The sequence below is a fragment of the Nocardia sp. NBC_01499 genome (genome assembly GCF_045040275.1).
Classification (GTDB): domain Bacteria; phylum Actinomycetota; class Actinomycetes; order Mycobacteriales; family Mycobacteriaceae; genus Nocardia.
The window spans coordinates 2,977,997-2,992,370 of record NZ_CP109426.1; the positions used below are offsets into that span (position 1 = coordinate 2,977,997).

A 14,374-nucleotide genomic window follows, 5' to 3' on the forward strand; every position below is an offset into this window, starting at 1 on the left:
CTTTCGACTAGCGAGGCTTGGCGGCAACAGGATTGATAAGGGTTCCGATGCCCTCGATGGTCACGGACACCTGCTGTCCGGCCTGCACGGGACCGACGCCCTCGGGCGTCCCGGTGAGGATGACATCGCCTGGCAACAGCGTCATCACCGTGCTGATCCACTCGATGAGCTTCGGAATGTCGTGCAGTAGAAGCGAAGTGCGGCTGCGCTGGCGGACTTCGCCGTCGAGTTCGGTGACGATCTCCAGATCCGAAGGATCCAAGGAGGTTTCGATCCACGGGCCGAGCGGGCAGAAGGTGTCGTAGCCCTTGCCCCGCGTCCACTGTCCGTCGTGGCGCTGCTGATCGCGCGCGGTCACATCGTTGGCGACGGTGTAACCGAGCACGACGTCGAGCGCGCGGGCGGCGGGCACGTCCTTGCACGGGCGGCCGATGACGACGGCGAGCTCGCCCTCGTAGTCGACCTGAGAGGAGCTGGGCGGCAGGATGATCGGGGCGTTCGGCCCGATGATCGAGGTATTCGGCTTGAGGAAGATCACCGGGTCTTCCGGTGCGGGGCCGCCCATTTCGGCCGCGTGCGCCGCGTAGTTCTTACCGATGCAGACCACCTTGCTCGCCAGGATCGGCGCGAGCAGGCGCACATCGGCCAGCGGCCAGCTCCGCCCGGTGAACGTCGGCGTACCGAACGGGTGTTCCGCGATTTCCTTCGCGATGCTGTCGCTTCCGTCCCCCTCGATGCTGACGAAGGCGACCCCATCGGGACTGGCTACTCGACCTAGACGCATGCCGGGCAGTCTATCGACCGGCTTCCACCTGCTCGAACGCGCCCAACCGAGCGGTACGAGCGCCCCGCGCCCGCCCGAATTCCGCCAGGTGTGAGGAGTCTGACAGCAGGCTCGCCTAATCCATTTGCGCGCGCGGTGTAACGTAAGCCGCACAGTTCACCCAATGGGAATATGATCCCAAATTATGAGATTTTGAGGTGAGGCCGATGACTACCGTTACCCAGATCAACGAGACTCGACGGTGGTCAATGCTCGGCCTCGGCGTCTTCGCGCAGGCCGCGAGCTCGGTCTTCGTGAACGGCGTCGCGTTTCTGCTGCCCGCGCTGACCGATCGCGGTACGCCGTTGGCCGCCGCCGGACTGCTGGTGGCGATGCCGACACTCGGATTGGTCTGCACGTTGATCGCGTGGGGGTTCGTGGTCGATCGGATCGGCGAGCGCAAAGTGCTGATCGGCGGGCCACTGCTGATGCTGGTCGCGGGCGGCGTCGCGGCCACCGCGACGAACGACATCGCTTTGGGCGCACTGCTGTTCCTCGGCGGCGTCGGCGCGGCGAGCACCAACGGAGCGAGCGGCCGCCTCATCGTCGGCTGGTTCCCGCCCCATCGGCGCGGGTTGGCCATGGGCATCCGGCAGACCGCGCAGCCGCTCGGCGTCGGGATCGGCGCGCTGGCCGTACCCGCCGTCGCCGCGACATACGGTGTGGCCGCGGCGATTCTGGTGCCCGCGACGATGGCCGGCATCGCCGCTGTCGGCAGTCTGGTCGGCATCATCGATCCACCCCGCCCCGACAGTGCCGCCACCGATGCGGCATTGCGCGCCAATCCTTATCGCGGCGATACGACGCTGTGGCGCATCCACGCCGTCTCTGTGCTGCTTGTCATACCGCAGGGCACCGTGTGGACTTTCGCACTGCTGTGGCTGCACCGCGACGTCGGCTGGTCGTTGGCCGCCGCCGGAATCCTGGTCACCGCCACCCAAATCCTGGGTGCCGCAGGCCGAATCGGTGCCGGCGCCTGGTCCGACCGCGTCGGCAGCCGATTGGGTCCGTTGCGCACGGTCGCCATCGCCGCCGTGCTGTCGATGGCGGCGCTGGCGCTGGCGGCCTGGACCCACATGTGGTGGGCCGCAATCCCGTTGCTAGTCGCCGCCTCGGTGATCACGGTCGCCGACAACGGGCTCTCCTTCACCGCGGTAGCCGAAATCGCCGGCCCCTATTGGAGTGGCCGCGGCCTCGGCATCCACAACACCGGCCAGAATCTGGCGATGGCCGCGGTGCCACCGGTGTTCGGCGCGCTCATCAGCGCAAGCGGATTCGGCGCCGCCTACCTACTGGCGGCAGCGCTCGCGGCAGCCGCCGTCCCCTTGGTGCCGACCGATCGTCGCCCCCAATAGTGGTTCAGCCCTGATGGTTTGGCGCCCGCTCGACACCTTGGCGCGGGCGCCGCACTGAAGCCCGGTGCGACGTAGATCACCGCAGCGGCTCGGGAACGACTAGGCCACAACACTTTTAGTACGACTGAACCATTCAGCCCACTGAACAATTCACCATCGGCGAACCCTCGCGCCACACTCAGACAGAAGCATGGTCGAGCCACTCCCTCGACCACCACTGTCGCCTTTAGTGACACCCTGTCGCCATAGGTATGATGGAGCCCTTTCCGTCGCTATCACCAGGAGTGCGATGCCGAGGATCGACGCACCGACCGTCGCCGAACACCGGGCGAACCAAGAACGCGCGCTGCTCGACGCCGCACGTATGGTGTTGCTACAGAACGGGCCACAGGCGGTGACACCCGCCACGGTCGGCGCGGCCGCCGGACTCGCGCGCAGCAGCGTCTACAAATACTTCGGCTCCGGCGACGAAATCCTGTTCCGCATCGTGTCGGACGCGCTGATCGAGTGGGGTGCGCGCGTGCGCGACACGGTCGAACGCGCCGAGACCCCGGCGGGCCAGGTCGAGGCCTACGTGCGAACCACCCTGGCATTGGCCGCATCTGGCGCGCACCGCATCGCCGTGCTCGGCAACACACTCCCCCGCGACGAGGCGACCCGGCGCGATCTCGCCGACGCACACCACGATTCGGCCGCCCCACTGCGCGCGGCACTCGTCGCGCTCGACAACCCGAACCCCGACCTGACCGCCGATCTGGTCGACGGCGCGCTCGCCCGCGCCATCGAGCACATCGACGCGGGCTGCCACCACGACGAGATCGCCAGGGAGACAATCGGGTTCGTCCGCCGTGCGGTCGGCATCAACCAGCGCCCGACCCGCCACCACGGCATGGGATGAATTCGTCCGACCATTTACGCCAGCACGACACAACGTCTTTCGACTACTAACGCTCGCCGCCGGTACGAACAGGGTCGCGGCGCACCCAAGCAGCCCCGGCTCAAACAGCAAGCAGCGCAGCGGGATCGAATGTAACCCGAAACGGGACATCGGCATCGACGACCGCGTCGAAGACACTGCCGGAACAGACAACCGGATCGGCGCCGTACCCGCCCTCGCCCAACACCATCCGATGCACAACCACATCGGGCTGATGCTCGACGATCCAATACTGCGGAATACCGACCGCCGCGTACTCGCGCACCTTCCGGACCCGATCGGTGCGTTCGGTCCCGCTGCCCGGCGCGATCACCTCGACCGCGAGCCGCACCTCGGATCCGGGAATCCGCTTTGGCACCTCCGCGACAACCGCGGCCCTGGCGACCTCACGCGGAATAACGATGATGTCGGGCTTGCGCACCCCGCTGCGCGTGCTGACCTCCCAGCCGCTCCCCACGCAGAGATGAACGGCGGCGCCGACGGCGCCGGCATCGATGAACCGGCCGAGCCGCTGCGTCACGTGATTGTGCCGAGCACCACACGCGACCTCGACCAGCCAGCCGTCTTCGAGTTCGAAACCCTTGCCGCCACCTGGCACGTCACGCAGGTCGAACCCGGCATACGGACCGACCTGCGATCTGCGATTCCCGCGCTGTCCGCTCATCGAACCTCCGTCTCACCAGGCAAGCCCATCGACGAGCGGCCGAGCGCGGCACACGTCATGGACCCAGTCCATGGTTTACCACCTCACGTGCGTTTCACACGCGCCAATAAGGTCCCGCACCGGAACCCGGCACGGGACCTCATCAGGTTTTCGCTCAGACGATGGCGGCGATACGGTCGCCGACCTCGACCGTCGACGCCGCGCCCGCGCGCGTGGCGAGGTCCTTGGCGACAGCGGATTCGATGCGGGCGGCGGCCTCGGTATTGCCGAGATGGTTGAGCAGCAACGACACCGAGAGGATCGCGGCGGTCGGATCGGCCTTGGACTGGCCCGCGATATCGGGGGCGCTGCCGTGCACCGGCTCGAACATGCTCGGGTTGGTGCCGGAGGCATCGATATTGCCGCTGGCGGCCAGGCCGATGCCACCGCTGACGGCGGCCGCGAGGTCGGTGATGATGTCGCCGAACAGGTTGTCGGTGACGATCACGTCGAACCGGCCCGGATCGTTCACCATGTGGATGGTCGCGGCGTCGATGTGCTGGTAAGCCGTTGCGACATCAGGGAATTCGGCCGCGACCTCGTCCACGGTGCGCTGCCACAGCGAACCGGCGAAGGTGAGCACGTTGGTCTTGTGCACCAGCGTGAGGTGCTTGCGGCGGGCCTGCGCCTTCGCGAAGGCGTAGCGCACCACGCGCTCGATGCCGAAGCGGGTGTTGGTGCTGACCTCGGTGGCCACCTCGTGCGGGGTCTCGACGCGGATCGCGCCGCCGGTACCGGTGTACGGGCCCTCGGTGCCCTCGCGGACCACCACGAAGTCGATGTCGGGGGTACCGGCCAGCGGGCTGGTCACGCCGGGGAACAGCTTGGACGGGCGCAGGTTCACGTGATGATCAAGCGCGAACCGGGTGCGCAGCAGCAGCCCGCGCTCGAGCACGCCGCTCGGCACCGACGGATCGCCGATCGCGCCGAGCAGGATCGCGTCGTGCTGCTTCAACTCCGGCAGCACGGAATCCGGCAGGATCTCACCGGTCGCGTGGTAACGCTTGGCACCGAGGTCGTACTCGGTCTTCTCGACGCCGGGCTGGACCACGTCGAGCACCTTGAGCGCCTCGGCGATGACCTCGGGTCCGATGCCGTCCCCGGGGATGACAGCAAGCTTCATTGCAACGCTCCGTTGTTAAGCGGGGCGCGCCAAGCCGTTGGCGCGCCCCGCACGCGATCAGAACAGGTCGACGACGACGACCTTTGCGGCGCCGACGGATTCGGCGATCGCGGCCTCGACCTCACCGGGGACCTCGCGGTTGACCCGCAGGATCACCGTTGCGCCTTCCTTGTCGACGTCCTGGCTCAGCTGCGCGGCCAGGATGTCGATCCCGGATTCACCGAGCTTGGTGCCGATCTTGCCGAGCGCGCCCGGCCGGTCCTCGTAGTTCAGCACGGCCATGTTGATGCCCTCGGCGCGCATGTCGTAGTTGCGGCCGTTGATGTTGACGATCTTCTGCACCTGCTGCGGCTCGGTCAGCGTGCCGGCGACATTCAGGGTGCGGCCGTCGCCGAACACGGCACGCAGGTCGACGACGCTGCGGTGGCTCGGGCTGTCCGGCACGGTGTTCACCTGTGCGGTGATGCCGCGCTCCTTGGCAAGGGTCGGCGCGTTGACGAAGGTGACGTGGTCCTCGACCAGCGCGGAGAAGATGCCGCGCAGCGCCGAAAGTTCCAGCACCGCAACGTCGTGCGCGGCCAGCTCGCCACGCACCTGTACCTCGACGCTGACCGGAAGTTCGTCCGACAGCGCACCGAGCAGCGCACCCTGCTTGCGCACGATGTCCAGCCACGGCGCGACGTCCTCGTCGACGCTGCCGCCGGTGACGTTCACCGCGCCGGGCACGAATTCACCGGCGAGCGCGAGCAATACGGACTTGGCGACATCGGTGCCTGCCCGGTCCTGCGCCTCGGAGGTGGACGCGCCGAGGTGCGGGGTCACCACGACCTGCGGCAGCTCGAACAGCGGGCTGTCGGTGCACGGTTCGGTCTCGTACACGTCGAGGCCGGCGGCACGCACGTGACCGGACTTGATGGCATCGGCCAGCGCCTGCTCGTCGACCAGGCCACCGCGCGCGGCGTTGACGATGATGACGCCCGGCTTGGTCTTGGCGATGGCTTCCTTGCCGATGATGCCCTTGGTCTCCGGGGTCTTCGGCAGGTGCACCGAGATCAGGTCGGCGCGCTCGAGCAGCTCGTCCAGGCTCAGCAGCTCGATGCCGAGCTGGGCGGCGCGGGCGGGCGAGACGTAGGGGTCGTACGCGACGATCTTGGTCTCGAAGGCGGCGAGCCGGGCGGCGAACAGCTGGCCGATGCGGCCGAGGCCGACCACGCCGACGGTCTTGCCGAAGATCTCGACACCGTTGAACTTGCCGCGCTGCCAGGTGTGCTCGCGCAGCGTGGCATCGGCGGCCGGGATCTGGCGCGCGGCCGAAAGCAGCAGCGTGACAGCGTGCTCGGCGGCGGTGTGGATGTTCGAGGTCGGCGCGTTGACGACCATGACGCCGCGTTCGGTTGCCGCGGGCACGTCGACATTGTCGAGGCCGACACCGGCGCGAGCGACGATCTTCAGGTTCTTGCCTGCCTCGAGCACCTCGGCGTCCACCGTGGTCGCGGAGCGCACAAGTAGCGCGTCCGCGGCGGGGACAGCGGCGAGTAGAGCGGGGCGGTCAGGGCCGTCGACCCACCGAACCTCGACTCCGTCACCGAGCGCGTCGACGGTCGACTTGGCAAGCTTGTCGGCGATCAGGACAACAGGACGGCCTGCTTGGCTCACTGTGGAGTACTCCTGGGGAAAGGGGTCGGCAATTACCGCCGATCAGCTTAGTGGGCGTCGTTTCGGCATGTTCTACCCCCTGGTAAGGCGGCCGTCCTCAGTATGCCACTAGTTAAAATATGAAGACCGGTCTACAGTTACCCACATGGGTGCCAAAGGAACCGAGACGCGCTGCCAACTGATCAGCGCCACGCGCGGGCTGGTGGAGAAGCACGGGTACTTCGGCACCGGCCTCAACCAGATCATCGAGACCAGTGGCGCGCCGCGCGGTTCGCTGTACTTCCACTTCCCCGGCGGCAAGGACCAACTCGTCGCCGAGGCGGTCGCTCAGGCGGGCAACGAGATCGCGGCGCTGATCGATGCGATCGAACCCGGCGATACCGCCGCGGCGGCGACAAGTCTGCTCACCGCGTTCGGCGATCGACTCGAAGCCTCGCAGTGGCAGCAGGGGTGCCCGGTCGCCACCGTCACCCTCGATGTTTCGGCGGCCAACGACACGATCCAGGCCGAATGCGCCGCCGCGTACGCGAGATGGGAAGAGGCACTGCGCATTCGGCTGCAGGCCGACGGGCGGTCGGATGCGGCGGACTTGGCCGCGGCCATTCTCGCGATGATCGAAGGCGGCCTGCTCTTGGCGCGCGCGCAGCGCAGCCGTGCGCCGCTCGAGCGGGTAGCGCGGACCATTCGCACGATGCTCTGAACGAATCAATCGCTAGCCCAACAGTTTTCGCAGGTCGACAGAATATGTAGACCGGTCTATTAAGGAGAATCATGTCGCACAGCATCGTGCTCGGCGCCGCCGGGTTCATCGGCCGCGCAGTGGTGGCGCAACTGCTCGAGCAGGGCGGTTCCGTCCTCGCCGCCGTTCGTCCCGGCGGCGAGGATCGGCTCATCTCGGCGTTGCGTGACGTCGACCAGACCCGGCTCAGCGTCGTGTCCTGCGATATCACCGCAACGGATCTGGGCCTGCCTGCCGATCTCGGCACCGCCGACATCGGCGACGTCTATAACTGCGCGGCGCGTTTCGCCTTCGGTCTCGGCAAGGACGACGCATACGCGGTGAACGTGACCGGCGCACTCAACGTGCTCGACTGGGCCGCGACACTGCCCGCGTTGCGGCGCGTCGTCCACATCACCGGCTATCGCATCACCGTCGAGGACTCCAACGAACAGCACTATGAGAGAGGGGCTTACGGCGCGTCCAAGTTCGAGGCCGATCCGATGCTGCGCCGCCACGCGGCCGAGCGCGGCATTCCCCTCACCATCGCCAATCCGAGCAGCGTGCTCGGCCCCGGCCAATACGTCGGGCTCGCAAGTATTGTCGACGATCTGTGGCACGGCAGCCTCGCGGCGATCCCCGGTGGTCGCGAAACCTTTGTTCCGATAGTCGATTTGGACTACTTCGCGAGCTTCCTGATCAATCTGCCGGACCAGCACGACACGGCGGGGCGGTCCTTCACCGTCCTCGATTCCCGAACCCCGGTGCTGCCGGACCTGATTCGGGTGCTCGCCGGGCATCTCGGCGTGCGCGCTCCGCGCTTCTCGGTTCCGGTCCGTGTTATCGAGAAGCTGCCGAGGGCGCTGACCGGTGCCGACCCCGAGACACTTCCGTTCATCGCCGACGATCGGTACGACACCACCGCGGCGGATGCGGTCGCGCGCGCGGCCGGAATCACGATGCCGGACGCCGAAACCGTCCTGCGCACCTGGGCCGATCACCTGGTGTCGAGCCGGTTCGGCGCCGTCGAGGCGGATCCGAGCGCCGGATTCGTCAACGGCACTTGGGTTTCCGGGGATCGGGAGCATCCGGACTATGTCCTGCTACACGGCCTGCCCGTCGACAGTGAATCGTGGACCGGGGTGCGGGCCGCGCTCGCGGCGCCGAGCCTGGTCGCCGATCTTCCCGGGCTCGGGCGATCCGCACCCGGCGAAATCGACGACGTACTACCGCGATTGATGAGCTCTGTACGCAGTCGTCCGGTGCTTGTCGGCCATTCGCTCGGCTGCGGGCCGGTGCTGAGATACGCCGCCGCACACCCGGACCGGGTCTCGGGTGTCGTTCTGGTGTCGCCCGCGTTCCTGCAGCCGCGGACCGGTTGGCTCCCGCGGTCGCCGTTGGCGGCGGTGGCATTGCGGCGAATGTCGGCCGCCGCCTTGGCAACACGGCTCGGCATCCCCGCAGGGCCCGCGGTGGACAGTGCGGCGGCCAACCTGCGCAGGCCCGGGGTGGCAGCACGCACGGTCGCCGCGCTGCGGCACGCGAGTGCGCTCGGAGCGCGAAACGAGTTGGCCGAACTGCTCGCGAAGGTAGTTGTGCCGGTGCGGCTGGTCGTCGGCGCACAGGATCCGCTCTCGACGGCCACGCGGCGGGAACCGACCGTGATCGATGGCGCCGGTCACTACCCGCAACTGACCCATCCCGCACAGGTCGCGGCCGAGATCACCAGGGTCGGCGCGACGAGGGCGCCCGCGCGCTAGCGAACACGGAGGGCCCCGCACCACTTGGGTGCGGGGCCCTCTCCGGAATCGCGCTCAGTGGGCGCGAGACCCGGTCGATCAATCGACCATTACGTTGAATCAGCGGCCGCCGAAGGAGCCCGTCCACAGAGTGTTGAGAACTCCGTGGAAAGCGGCACCGAAGGTGTCAAGGAAACCGCCGAGGGCAGCGCTACCGGTGTCGATGATAACGGGGATCATTTAAATACCTCTTCATTGAAAGACAATCCAGTCGTACTGGCTGACACAAGACTCATCGGCGGCCGAACAAAGACGGTTACGAAATTCGGCTATTTAGTGATGCAGGTTACAGTCACATCACGAAGAACCCCTGGTCAGATGACCAACAGGGGTGCGCGCCCCGAGAACCATGGGCTTGACCACTACATATGTGTCCAACCGGCAGGATGCCGAGCCGACGACTAGGTAAACATAAAGAGTTTCTAAGAGATCGATAGCAGCCGGATAAGAGCGGTTTGCCCGATCGGTCGACTCGGACATTTCCGGCAATCACGGTCGAGCGGTAAAGCCCTGTAACGGGTGCCCCGAATTCCTCGATGGCAACTCCTACAAGGAGTCGTGTACACATCACCGGAATACGCAATCGGCACGACTACACGAGCACTGGATAAACCTGTCGCACAATACTGTTCGTCCGACGGACAATAACGTTCAGCTCACTGCGGCGACAGCTCCTGAAAAGGCGCGCACCGTCGCGGTCTCGCGATTGCGATGCCAGACCAAACCCATCCGAGAGTGCGCCAACCCGGCCACCGGCACGAACTCGACCTCCGGCCGGTCGTGGAACACGGCGGTCGGATGGCACAGCAGCATCGCGCCCTGCCCGGCCGCGACCAACTCGATCCCCTCCCGCAATGTGCCTACTCCGGGACCGGCCTGAACGGGCCGACCGCCCGGGGTGACATCCAGCGACTGAGCGCGCCGCCAGTAGTGCGGCGCCGGCCCGTGCACGCCGATCAGCGCGAACTCGGCGAGGTCTTCCGGCGACAGGCTGGTCCGCGCCGCGAGCGGATGAGTATTGTGCATCGCCAACAGCTGCGGCTGCTCCGAAAAGACCTGTCCGAGAACAAGATCGCTCTCACCCATCGGCAACAGCACCACCGCGATATCGACCTCACTGCGCTGCACCGGACCGAACGGGTCGGCCAGCGGAATCTCGACCACCTCGGTGACGCAGGCGGGAAACCGGCGCTCGAACAGCGCGAGGGCGGCGGTCAGACTCTCGGTGGACGAGCCCTGAACGCCGATCCGCAGTACCCCTTCCGTCCCGCGGGCGGCGGCGCGCACACCGTCCACCGTCGCGCGCAACGCGGCGTACGCGGGCCGCAGGTCGGCGAGGAAGTCCGCGCCGAGCGGCGTGAGCGTGACCTTGCGACTGGTGCGCTCGATCAGCCGCGCGCCGACCCGCTGCTCCAATGCGCGCAGCAGTTGGCTCACCCGGCTCTGCGAGACGTACAGCCGCTCCCCCGCGCGCCCGAAATGCAGTTCCTCGGCGAGAACGAGGAAGGCCTCCAGCTCACGTACCTCTAGGCCGGTCATTGGCGTCCTCTCCAGCGTCGATGAGTTCAGCTCATAGAACGATGAGGTCTTCGCCGTTGTTTCCACCCAGGCCGATCGGTTGGCTGGAGGCATGACACAGGTTCAAAACGGCGCGAGTCCGGCACCGGCAGTGCACGATTCGGCCCTGCGCGGCTGGCTCGGCGTCGGCGCCGTGACCGGGGCCACCTTCACGGTCGTCACCTCGGAAATGCTGCCGGTCGGGTTGCTCACTCCGATCAGCGGCACGTTGCGGGTCTCCGAGGGTGCGGCGGGGCTTTCCCTGACGGCCACCGGCCTGGTCGCTGCCCTGTCCGCGCCGCTGATCACCGCCGCGCTCGGCCGCACCGACCGCAGGCTCGTGCTCGGCGTGCTGCTCGCGGTGCTGATGTTCGGCAATCTCGGCGCGGCCTGGTCGCCGAACTTCGGCGTCATGCTGGGGGCCAGGGTGCTGGTCGGCATCGGCATCGGCGGCGTGTGGGCCATCGCGGCGAGCATGGCGGCGCGGTTGGTACCGGAGAAGTCGGTCGGTCCGGCCACCGCGCTGGTCTACAGCGGCGTCGCGGTGGCCTCGGTGATCGGCGTTCCCGCCGGGACCTATATCGGCGCGCTCGCCGGGTGGCGCGTTGCCTTCGTCGTCGCCGCCGGTCTGGCGTCGGTCGTGCTGATCGCCATTGCCGCACTGCTACCGAGATTGGCTGTCGCACAGGTGGTTCCGCTACGCGACGTGCTGAGATTGGCCCGCAGGCCCCAATTGCGTACCGCGCTACTGGTTGTCGCGTTCCTGGTGACCGGCCACTTCGCCGCCTACACCTACATCCGTCCACTGTTGGAGAAGGTGACCGGCATCGGTGCGAGCACCATCGGAACCCTGCTCCTGGTGTACGGAATCGCCGGTGTCCTCGGCAATTTCGGCATGGGCGCCGTTGGCGTTCGCGGCCCGCGCCGGACGCTGATCACCATCGGCCTCCCGCTGGCCGTCACCGTGCTGTTGATACCGGCGCTCGGCGGTTCGCTCTGGCTCGCCGTCGTGCTGATGGTGGTGTGGGGTCTGTCCTACGGCGGCGTGTCGGTCACCACGCAGAACTGGGCCTTCGCCGCCGCACCCGACGCGCGCGAGGCCGCGTCCGCTTTGAACGCGGGTGTCTTCAACGGCGCGATAGCGCTCGGCGCGCTGGTGGGCGGGCGCACCGCGGACTGGTTCGGCGTCATCTCGGCGATGTGGCTCGGCGGCGTGCTTGTGCTCGTCGCGATGGCCATCGCCGCGGTCGGCCGCTCCCCTGAACTGCGCCGATAGCCGGAAAATGAACTGCGTTTCGAGGTAGCCAGCACATAGCATCAACGCCATGGCCCTACGCGCGATACCCGCTTCGATGGACCCGACGGTGGTCGGGTCCATCGACTTCGAGCTGGACAGAATCGAGCGCGAGCACCGCGTCTCGGTGCGGCTCGCCATCGAAAGCGGCAGCCGGGCTTGGGGTTTCCCGTCACCGGATTCCGATTACGACTGCCGGTTCGTCTACGTCGCGAGCCTGGACACCTACCTGTCGCCCTGGCGCACCCGCGACGTGATCGAGACGCCTCTTGCCGGTCTGCTCGACGTGAACGGCTGGGACCTGGCCAAGGCGCTGCGCCTGCTGGTCGCCGGCAACGCCGTGCTCATCGAATGGCTGATGTCGCCGATCGTGTACCGCGGCGACAGCCGGTTCCGCGACGACCTGCGCGCGTTGGCCGACGAGGTCGCCGACCGCAACCGGGTGGCCAGGCACTACCTGCACCTGGGCGAGAAGCAGTGGGATTTGCTCGACCGCAACCGATCATTGAAGAAGGTGTTCTACGCAGTGCGTCCGGCAATGGCTTTGCGCTGGCTGCGCGAGCACCCAGGTGCGGCGGTGGCGCCGATGCACCTGCCGACGCTGATGAGCGAGTGCGACCTGCCCGCCGAACTTGTTGCGGCAGTGGCGGAGTTGACCGAGCTCAAGTCGCGGACCCGCGAAATGGGCAGTGGGACAATGCCGGTGCCGATCGCCACATTCATCGAGTCCGAATTCGAGCTGGCCGCAGACGCTTTCCCGAAGACGGTGGACCCGGACTTCGACCTGGCCAGGAAACTCACCGCGGAGTTCTTCCGCGCCGAGGCCGCCGGCGCGCCTTAGGATTCCGCGACGGCCGCCGCGTATGCCTGTGCCAGCCGATGCGTTGCGGTCGGCTGGTCCTGATCCGGACGCGGAATCCCGAGGTGCGCCTCCCGCAGTTCGTCCATGAACTCCGCCCACAGTTCGGGCCCGCCCTCCTCGAGCAGCTCGGCCCGCACCCGCAGCTGCTTGGTGGTCGACCGGTGCCGCAACCCCCACGCCCCGAGCTGCGCCATGATCGGCACCAACTGGATAGCTGGTTCGGTCAGCCGGTATTCCGCCTTCTGCCCGGGCCTGCTGTCCGCTCGGCTGAGCAGACCCGCCGCGACCAGCCGTTTCAGCCGGTCGGACAGGATGTTCGAGGCGATGCCCTCCTCCGACCCGGCGAGCAGTTCCCGGAAATAGCGCCGGTTGCCGAACATCACGTCGCGCAGCACCAGCAGGGTCCACCGATCACCGATCACCTCGATCGTCGCGTTGATCGGGCAGCCCGAGCGTCCCTCGTCGCGCATCCACCGTTCCTAACTCCGCGAAATCGTTCAGGTCTTCTGCTTGCAATATACAATCAGTTGGCTTTAGGCTCTGCACAAGCGATTGCAAACTGCAAGCGGTAGCGAGAAAGACGTCATCATGCCGAAGCTCTTCGTACGCAACCTGTCCATTTCACTGGACGGCTACGTCGCCGGACCGAACCAAGGTGCCGACACTCCGATCGGTGAGGGCGGCATGCGCCTGCACGAGTGGGTTTTCGCCACGCGGACCGGCAGCGAGTGGTTCGGCAACGGGGACGGCGAGACCGGTACAGACGACGATTTCGTCAAGGCGGGCGACGTCGGGATCGGCGCAACCATCATGGGCCGCAACATGTTCGGCCCGATTCGGGGCGAGTGGCAGGACGAAGAGTGGAAGGGCTGGTGGGGTGACAACCCGCCGTACCACCACGACACCTTCGTGCTGACCCATCACCCGAGGCCGTCGCTGCCGATGGACGGCGGGACCACATTCCACTTCGTCGACGACACCCCGGAAGAGGTGCTGCGGCGGGCGTTCAAGGCCGCCGACGGCAAGGATGTGCGATTGGGCGGCGGCTCATCGGCCGTGCGCCAGTTCCTCCGGGCTGGTCTGGTCGACGAGCTGCACCTGGCCGTCGTGCCGGTCCTGCTCGGCGGCGGCGAGCGCCTCTACGACGACCTCGGCAACCTGCCCGGTTACCAGGTCAGTTCGGTTGTCCGCTCCCCCGCGGTCACCCATGTGACGTTCACCAGGGCGTAAGCACTCCCCGGAAACGGGGAAAGGCCCCGCACCATGCCGGTGTGGGGCCTTTCAAAAGCTTAGGAGCGATCAGAGAACGCGAACGTCCTGCGCCTGCGGGCCCTTCTGGCCCTGGCCGATCTCGAACTCCACGCGCTGCCCCTCATCGAGGGACCGGAAACCCGCGCCGCTAACGGCCGAGTAATGCACGAAGACGTCGGGGCCTCCGCCGTCTTGCGCGATGAAGCCGAAGCCCTTCTCGCTGTTGAACCACTTCACAATGCCCTGAGCCATTTCATACTTTCTGTAGACGAGCCAGATTCTGCCAAATGGAATGG

14 protein-coding genes are annotated in these 14,374 nt (G+C 67.0%); 7 read left to right on the plus strand and 7 right to left on the minus strand.

The window, feature by feature from the left end:
• Nucleotides 1-7: 7 nt before the first annotated feature.
• On the minus strand, nt 8-784 hold the full coding sequence (locus OG203_RS13750; RefSeq protein ID WP_405166031.1) for a fumarylacetoacetate hydrolase family protein: 777 nt from the start codon (nt 782-784) through the stop codon (nt 8-10).
• A 206-nt stretch (nt 785-990) separates the two neighbouring features.
• On the opposite strand from OG203_RS13750, the gene OG203_RS13755 reads away from it, so the two are divergent.
• Together OG203_RS13755 and OG203_RS13760 are read left to right on the plus strand one after the other, a co-directional pair.
• Complete coding sequence (locus tag OG203_RS13755) at nt 991-2,178, plus strand: MFS transporter (RefSeq protein ID WP_405166032.1); 1,188 nt, start codon at nt 991-993, stop codon at nt 2,176-2,178.
• A 289-nt stretch (nt 2,179-2,467) separates the two neighbouring features.
• Nucleotides 2,468-3,076: a TetR/AcrR family transcriptional regulator gene (locus OG203_RS13760; RefSeq protein ID WP_405166033.1), complete on the plus strand. Its 609-nt coding sequence runs from the start codon at nt 2,468-2,470 to the stop codon at nt 3,074-3,076.
• A 100-nt stretch (nt 3,077-3,176) separates the two neighbouring features.
• Here the strand turns inward: OG203_RS13760 and OG203_RS13765 are convergent, their stop codons facing one another.
• The 3 genes from OG203_RS13765 to serA all read right to left on the minus strand — a co-directional run bounded on the left by OG203_RS13765 (nt 3,177) and on the right by serA (nt 6,597).
• Nucleotides 3,177-3,779 (minus strand): Uma2 family endonuclease, encoded by a 603-nt coding sequence (locus tag OG203_RS13765; RefSeq protein WP_405166034.1) that lies wholly within the window; start codon nt 3,777-3,779, stop codon nt 3,177-3,179.
• A gap of 154 nt (nt 3,780-3,933) precedes the next feature.
• Nucleotides 3,934-4,941 (minus strand): 3-isopropylmalate dehydrogenase, encoded by a 1,008-nt coding sequence (locus OG203_RS13770; RefSeq protein WP_405166035.1) that lies wholly within the window; start codon nt 4,939-4,941, stop codon nt 3,934-3,936.
• Between the two features lie 57 nt (nt 4,942-4,998).
• Nucleotides 4,999-6,597 carry a phosphoglycerate dehydrogenase gene (serA, locus tag OG203_RS13775; RefSeq protein ID WP_405166036.1) on the minus strand — a complete coding sequence of 533 codons (1,599 nt, stop codon included), beginning with the start codon at nt 6,595-6,597 and terminating at the stop codon, nt 4,999-5,001.
• A 145-nt stretch (nt 6,598-6,742) separates the two neighbouring features.
• Between serA and OG203_RS13780 the strand changes: the two genes are divergently transcribed.
• Together OG203_RS13780 and OG203_RS13785 are read left to right on the plus strand one after the other, a co-directional pair.
• Nucleotides 6,743-7,297, plus strand: coding sequence for a TetR/AcrR family transcriptional regulator (locus OG203_RS13780; protein WP_405166037.1), 555 nt, complete (start codon nt 6,743-6,745; stop codon nt 7,295-7,297).
• Between the two features lie 71 nt (nt 7,298-7,368).
• A complete protein-coding gene (locus OG203_RS13785; protein ID WP_405166038.1) occupies nt 7,369-9,075 on the plus strand; it encodes an alpha/beta fold hydrolase in 1,707 nt (568 codons plus the stop codon).
• Nucleotides 9,076-9,765: 690 nt separating this feature from the next.
• Here the strand turns inward: OG203_RS13785 and OG203_RS13790 are convergent.
• The gene (locus OG203_RS13790; protein WP_405166039.1) at nt 9,766-10,653 is read right to left on the minus strand and encodes a LysR family transcriptional regulator; all 888 of its coding nucleotides are present in this window, start codon (nt 10,651-10,653) and stop codon (nt 9,766-9,768) included.
• A 91-nt stretch (nt 10,654-10,744) separates the two neighbouring features.
• On the opposite strand from OG203_RS13790, the gene OG203_RS13795 reads away from it, so the two are divergent.
• Nucleotides 10,745-11,947, plus strand: coding sequence for an MFS transporter (locus tag OG203_RS13795; RefSeq protein WP_405166040.1), 1,203 nt, complete (start codon nt 10,745-10,747; stop codon nt 11,945-11,947).
• A gap of 49 nt (nt 11,948-11,996) precedes the next feature.
• Complete coding sequence (locus OG203_RS13800; RefSeq protein ID WP_405166041.1) at nt 11,997-12,806, plus strand: DNA polymerase beta superfamily protein; 810 nt, start codon at nt 11,997-11,999, stop codon at nt 12,804-12,806.
• Here OG203_RS13800 and OG203_RS13805 read toward each other — a convergent pair.
• Entirely contained in the window at nt 12,803-13,297 is a 495-nt protein-coding gene (locus OG203_RS13805) for a winged helix-turn-helix transcriptional regulator (protein WP_405166042.1), read from the minus strand. The two genes, OG203_RS13800 and OG203_RS13805, sit on opposite strands and share 4 nt — an antisense overlap.
• 118 nt (nt 13,298-13,415) lie before the next feature.
• Between OG203_RS13805 and OG203_RS13810 the strand changes: the two genes are divergently transcribed.
• The gene (locus OG203_RS13810) at nt 13,416-14,057 is read left to right on the plus strand and encodes a dihydrofolate reductase family protein (protein WP_405166043.1); all 642 of its coding nucleotides are present in this window, start codon (nt 13,416-13,418) and stop codon (nt 14,055-14,057) included.
• Nucleotides 14,058-14,126: 69 nt separating this feature from the next.
• Here the strand turns inward: OG203_RS13810 and OG203_RS13815 are convergent, their stop codons facing one another.
• Nucleotides 14,127-14,330 carry a cold-shock protein gene (locus tag OG203_RS13815; RefSeq protein ID WP_054814460.1) on the minus strand — a complete coding sequence of 68 codons (204 nt, stop codon included), beginning with the start codon at nt 14,328-14,330 and terminating at the stop codon, nt 14,127-14,129.
• Between the last annotated feature and the right edge of the window lie 44 nt (nt 14,331-14,374).

Bases quoted from the DNA above. Each gene is read 5' to 3' on its own strand.
- OG203_RS13805 (WP_405166042.1), bottom strand. From the start codon at position 13,297: ATGCGCGACGAGGGACGCTCGGGCTGCCCGATCAACGCGACGATCGAG.
- OG203_RS13750 (WP_405166031.1), bottom strand. From the start codon at position 784: ATGCGTCTAGGTCGAGTAGCCAGTCCCGATGGGGTCGCCTTCGTCAGC.
- OG203_RS13810 (WP_405166043.1), top strand. From the start codon at position 13,416: ATGCCGAAGCTCTTCGTACGCAACCTGTCCATTTCACTGGACGGCTAC.
- OG203_RS13755 (WP_405166032.1), top strand. From the start codon at position 991: ATGACTACCGTTACCCAGATCAACGAGACTCGACGGTGGTCAATGCTC.
- OG203_RS13780 (WP_405166037.1), top strand. From the start codon at position 6,743: ATGGGTGCCAAAGGAACCGAGACGCGCTGCCAACTGATCAGCGCCACG.
- OG203_RS13765 (WP_405166034.1), bottom strand. From the start codon at position 3,779: ATGAGCGGACAGCGCGGGAATCGCAGATCGCAGGTCGGTCCGTATGCC.
- OG203_RS13815 (WP_054814460.1), bottom strand. From the start codon at position 14,330: ATGGCTCAGGGCATTGTGAAGTGGTTCAACAGCGAGAAGGGCTTCGGC.
- OG203_RS13800 (WP_405166041.1), top strand. From the start codon at position 11,997: ATGGCCCTACGCGCGATACCCGCTTCGATGGACCCGACGGTGGTCGGG.
- OG203_RS13795 (WP_405166040.1), top strand. From the start codon at position 10,745: ATGACACAGGTTCAAAACGGCGCGAGTCCGGCACCGGCAGTGCACGAT.
- OG203_RS13790 (WP_405166039.1), bottom strand. From the start codon at position 10,653: ATGACCGGCCTAGAGGTACGTGAGCTGGAGGCCTTCCTCGTTCTCGCC.
- OG203_RS13785 (WP_405166038.1), top strand. From the start codon at position 7,369: ATGTCGCACAGCATCGTGCTCGGCGCCGCCGGGTTCATCGGCCGCGCA.
- OG203_RS13770 (WP_405166035.1), bottom strand. From the start codon at position 4,941: ATGAAGCTTGCTGTCATCCCCGGGGACGGCATCGGACCCGAGGTCATC.
- OG203_RS13760 (WP_405166033.1), top strand. From the start codon at position 2,468: ATGCCGAGGATCGACGCACCGACCGTCGCCGAACACCGGGCGAACCAA.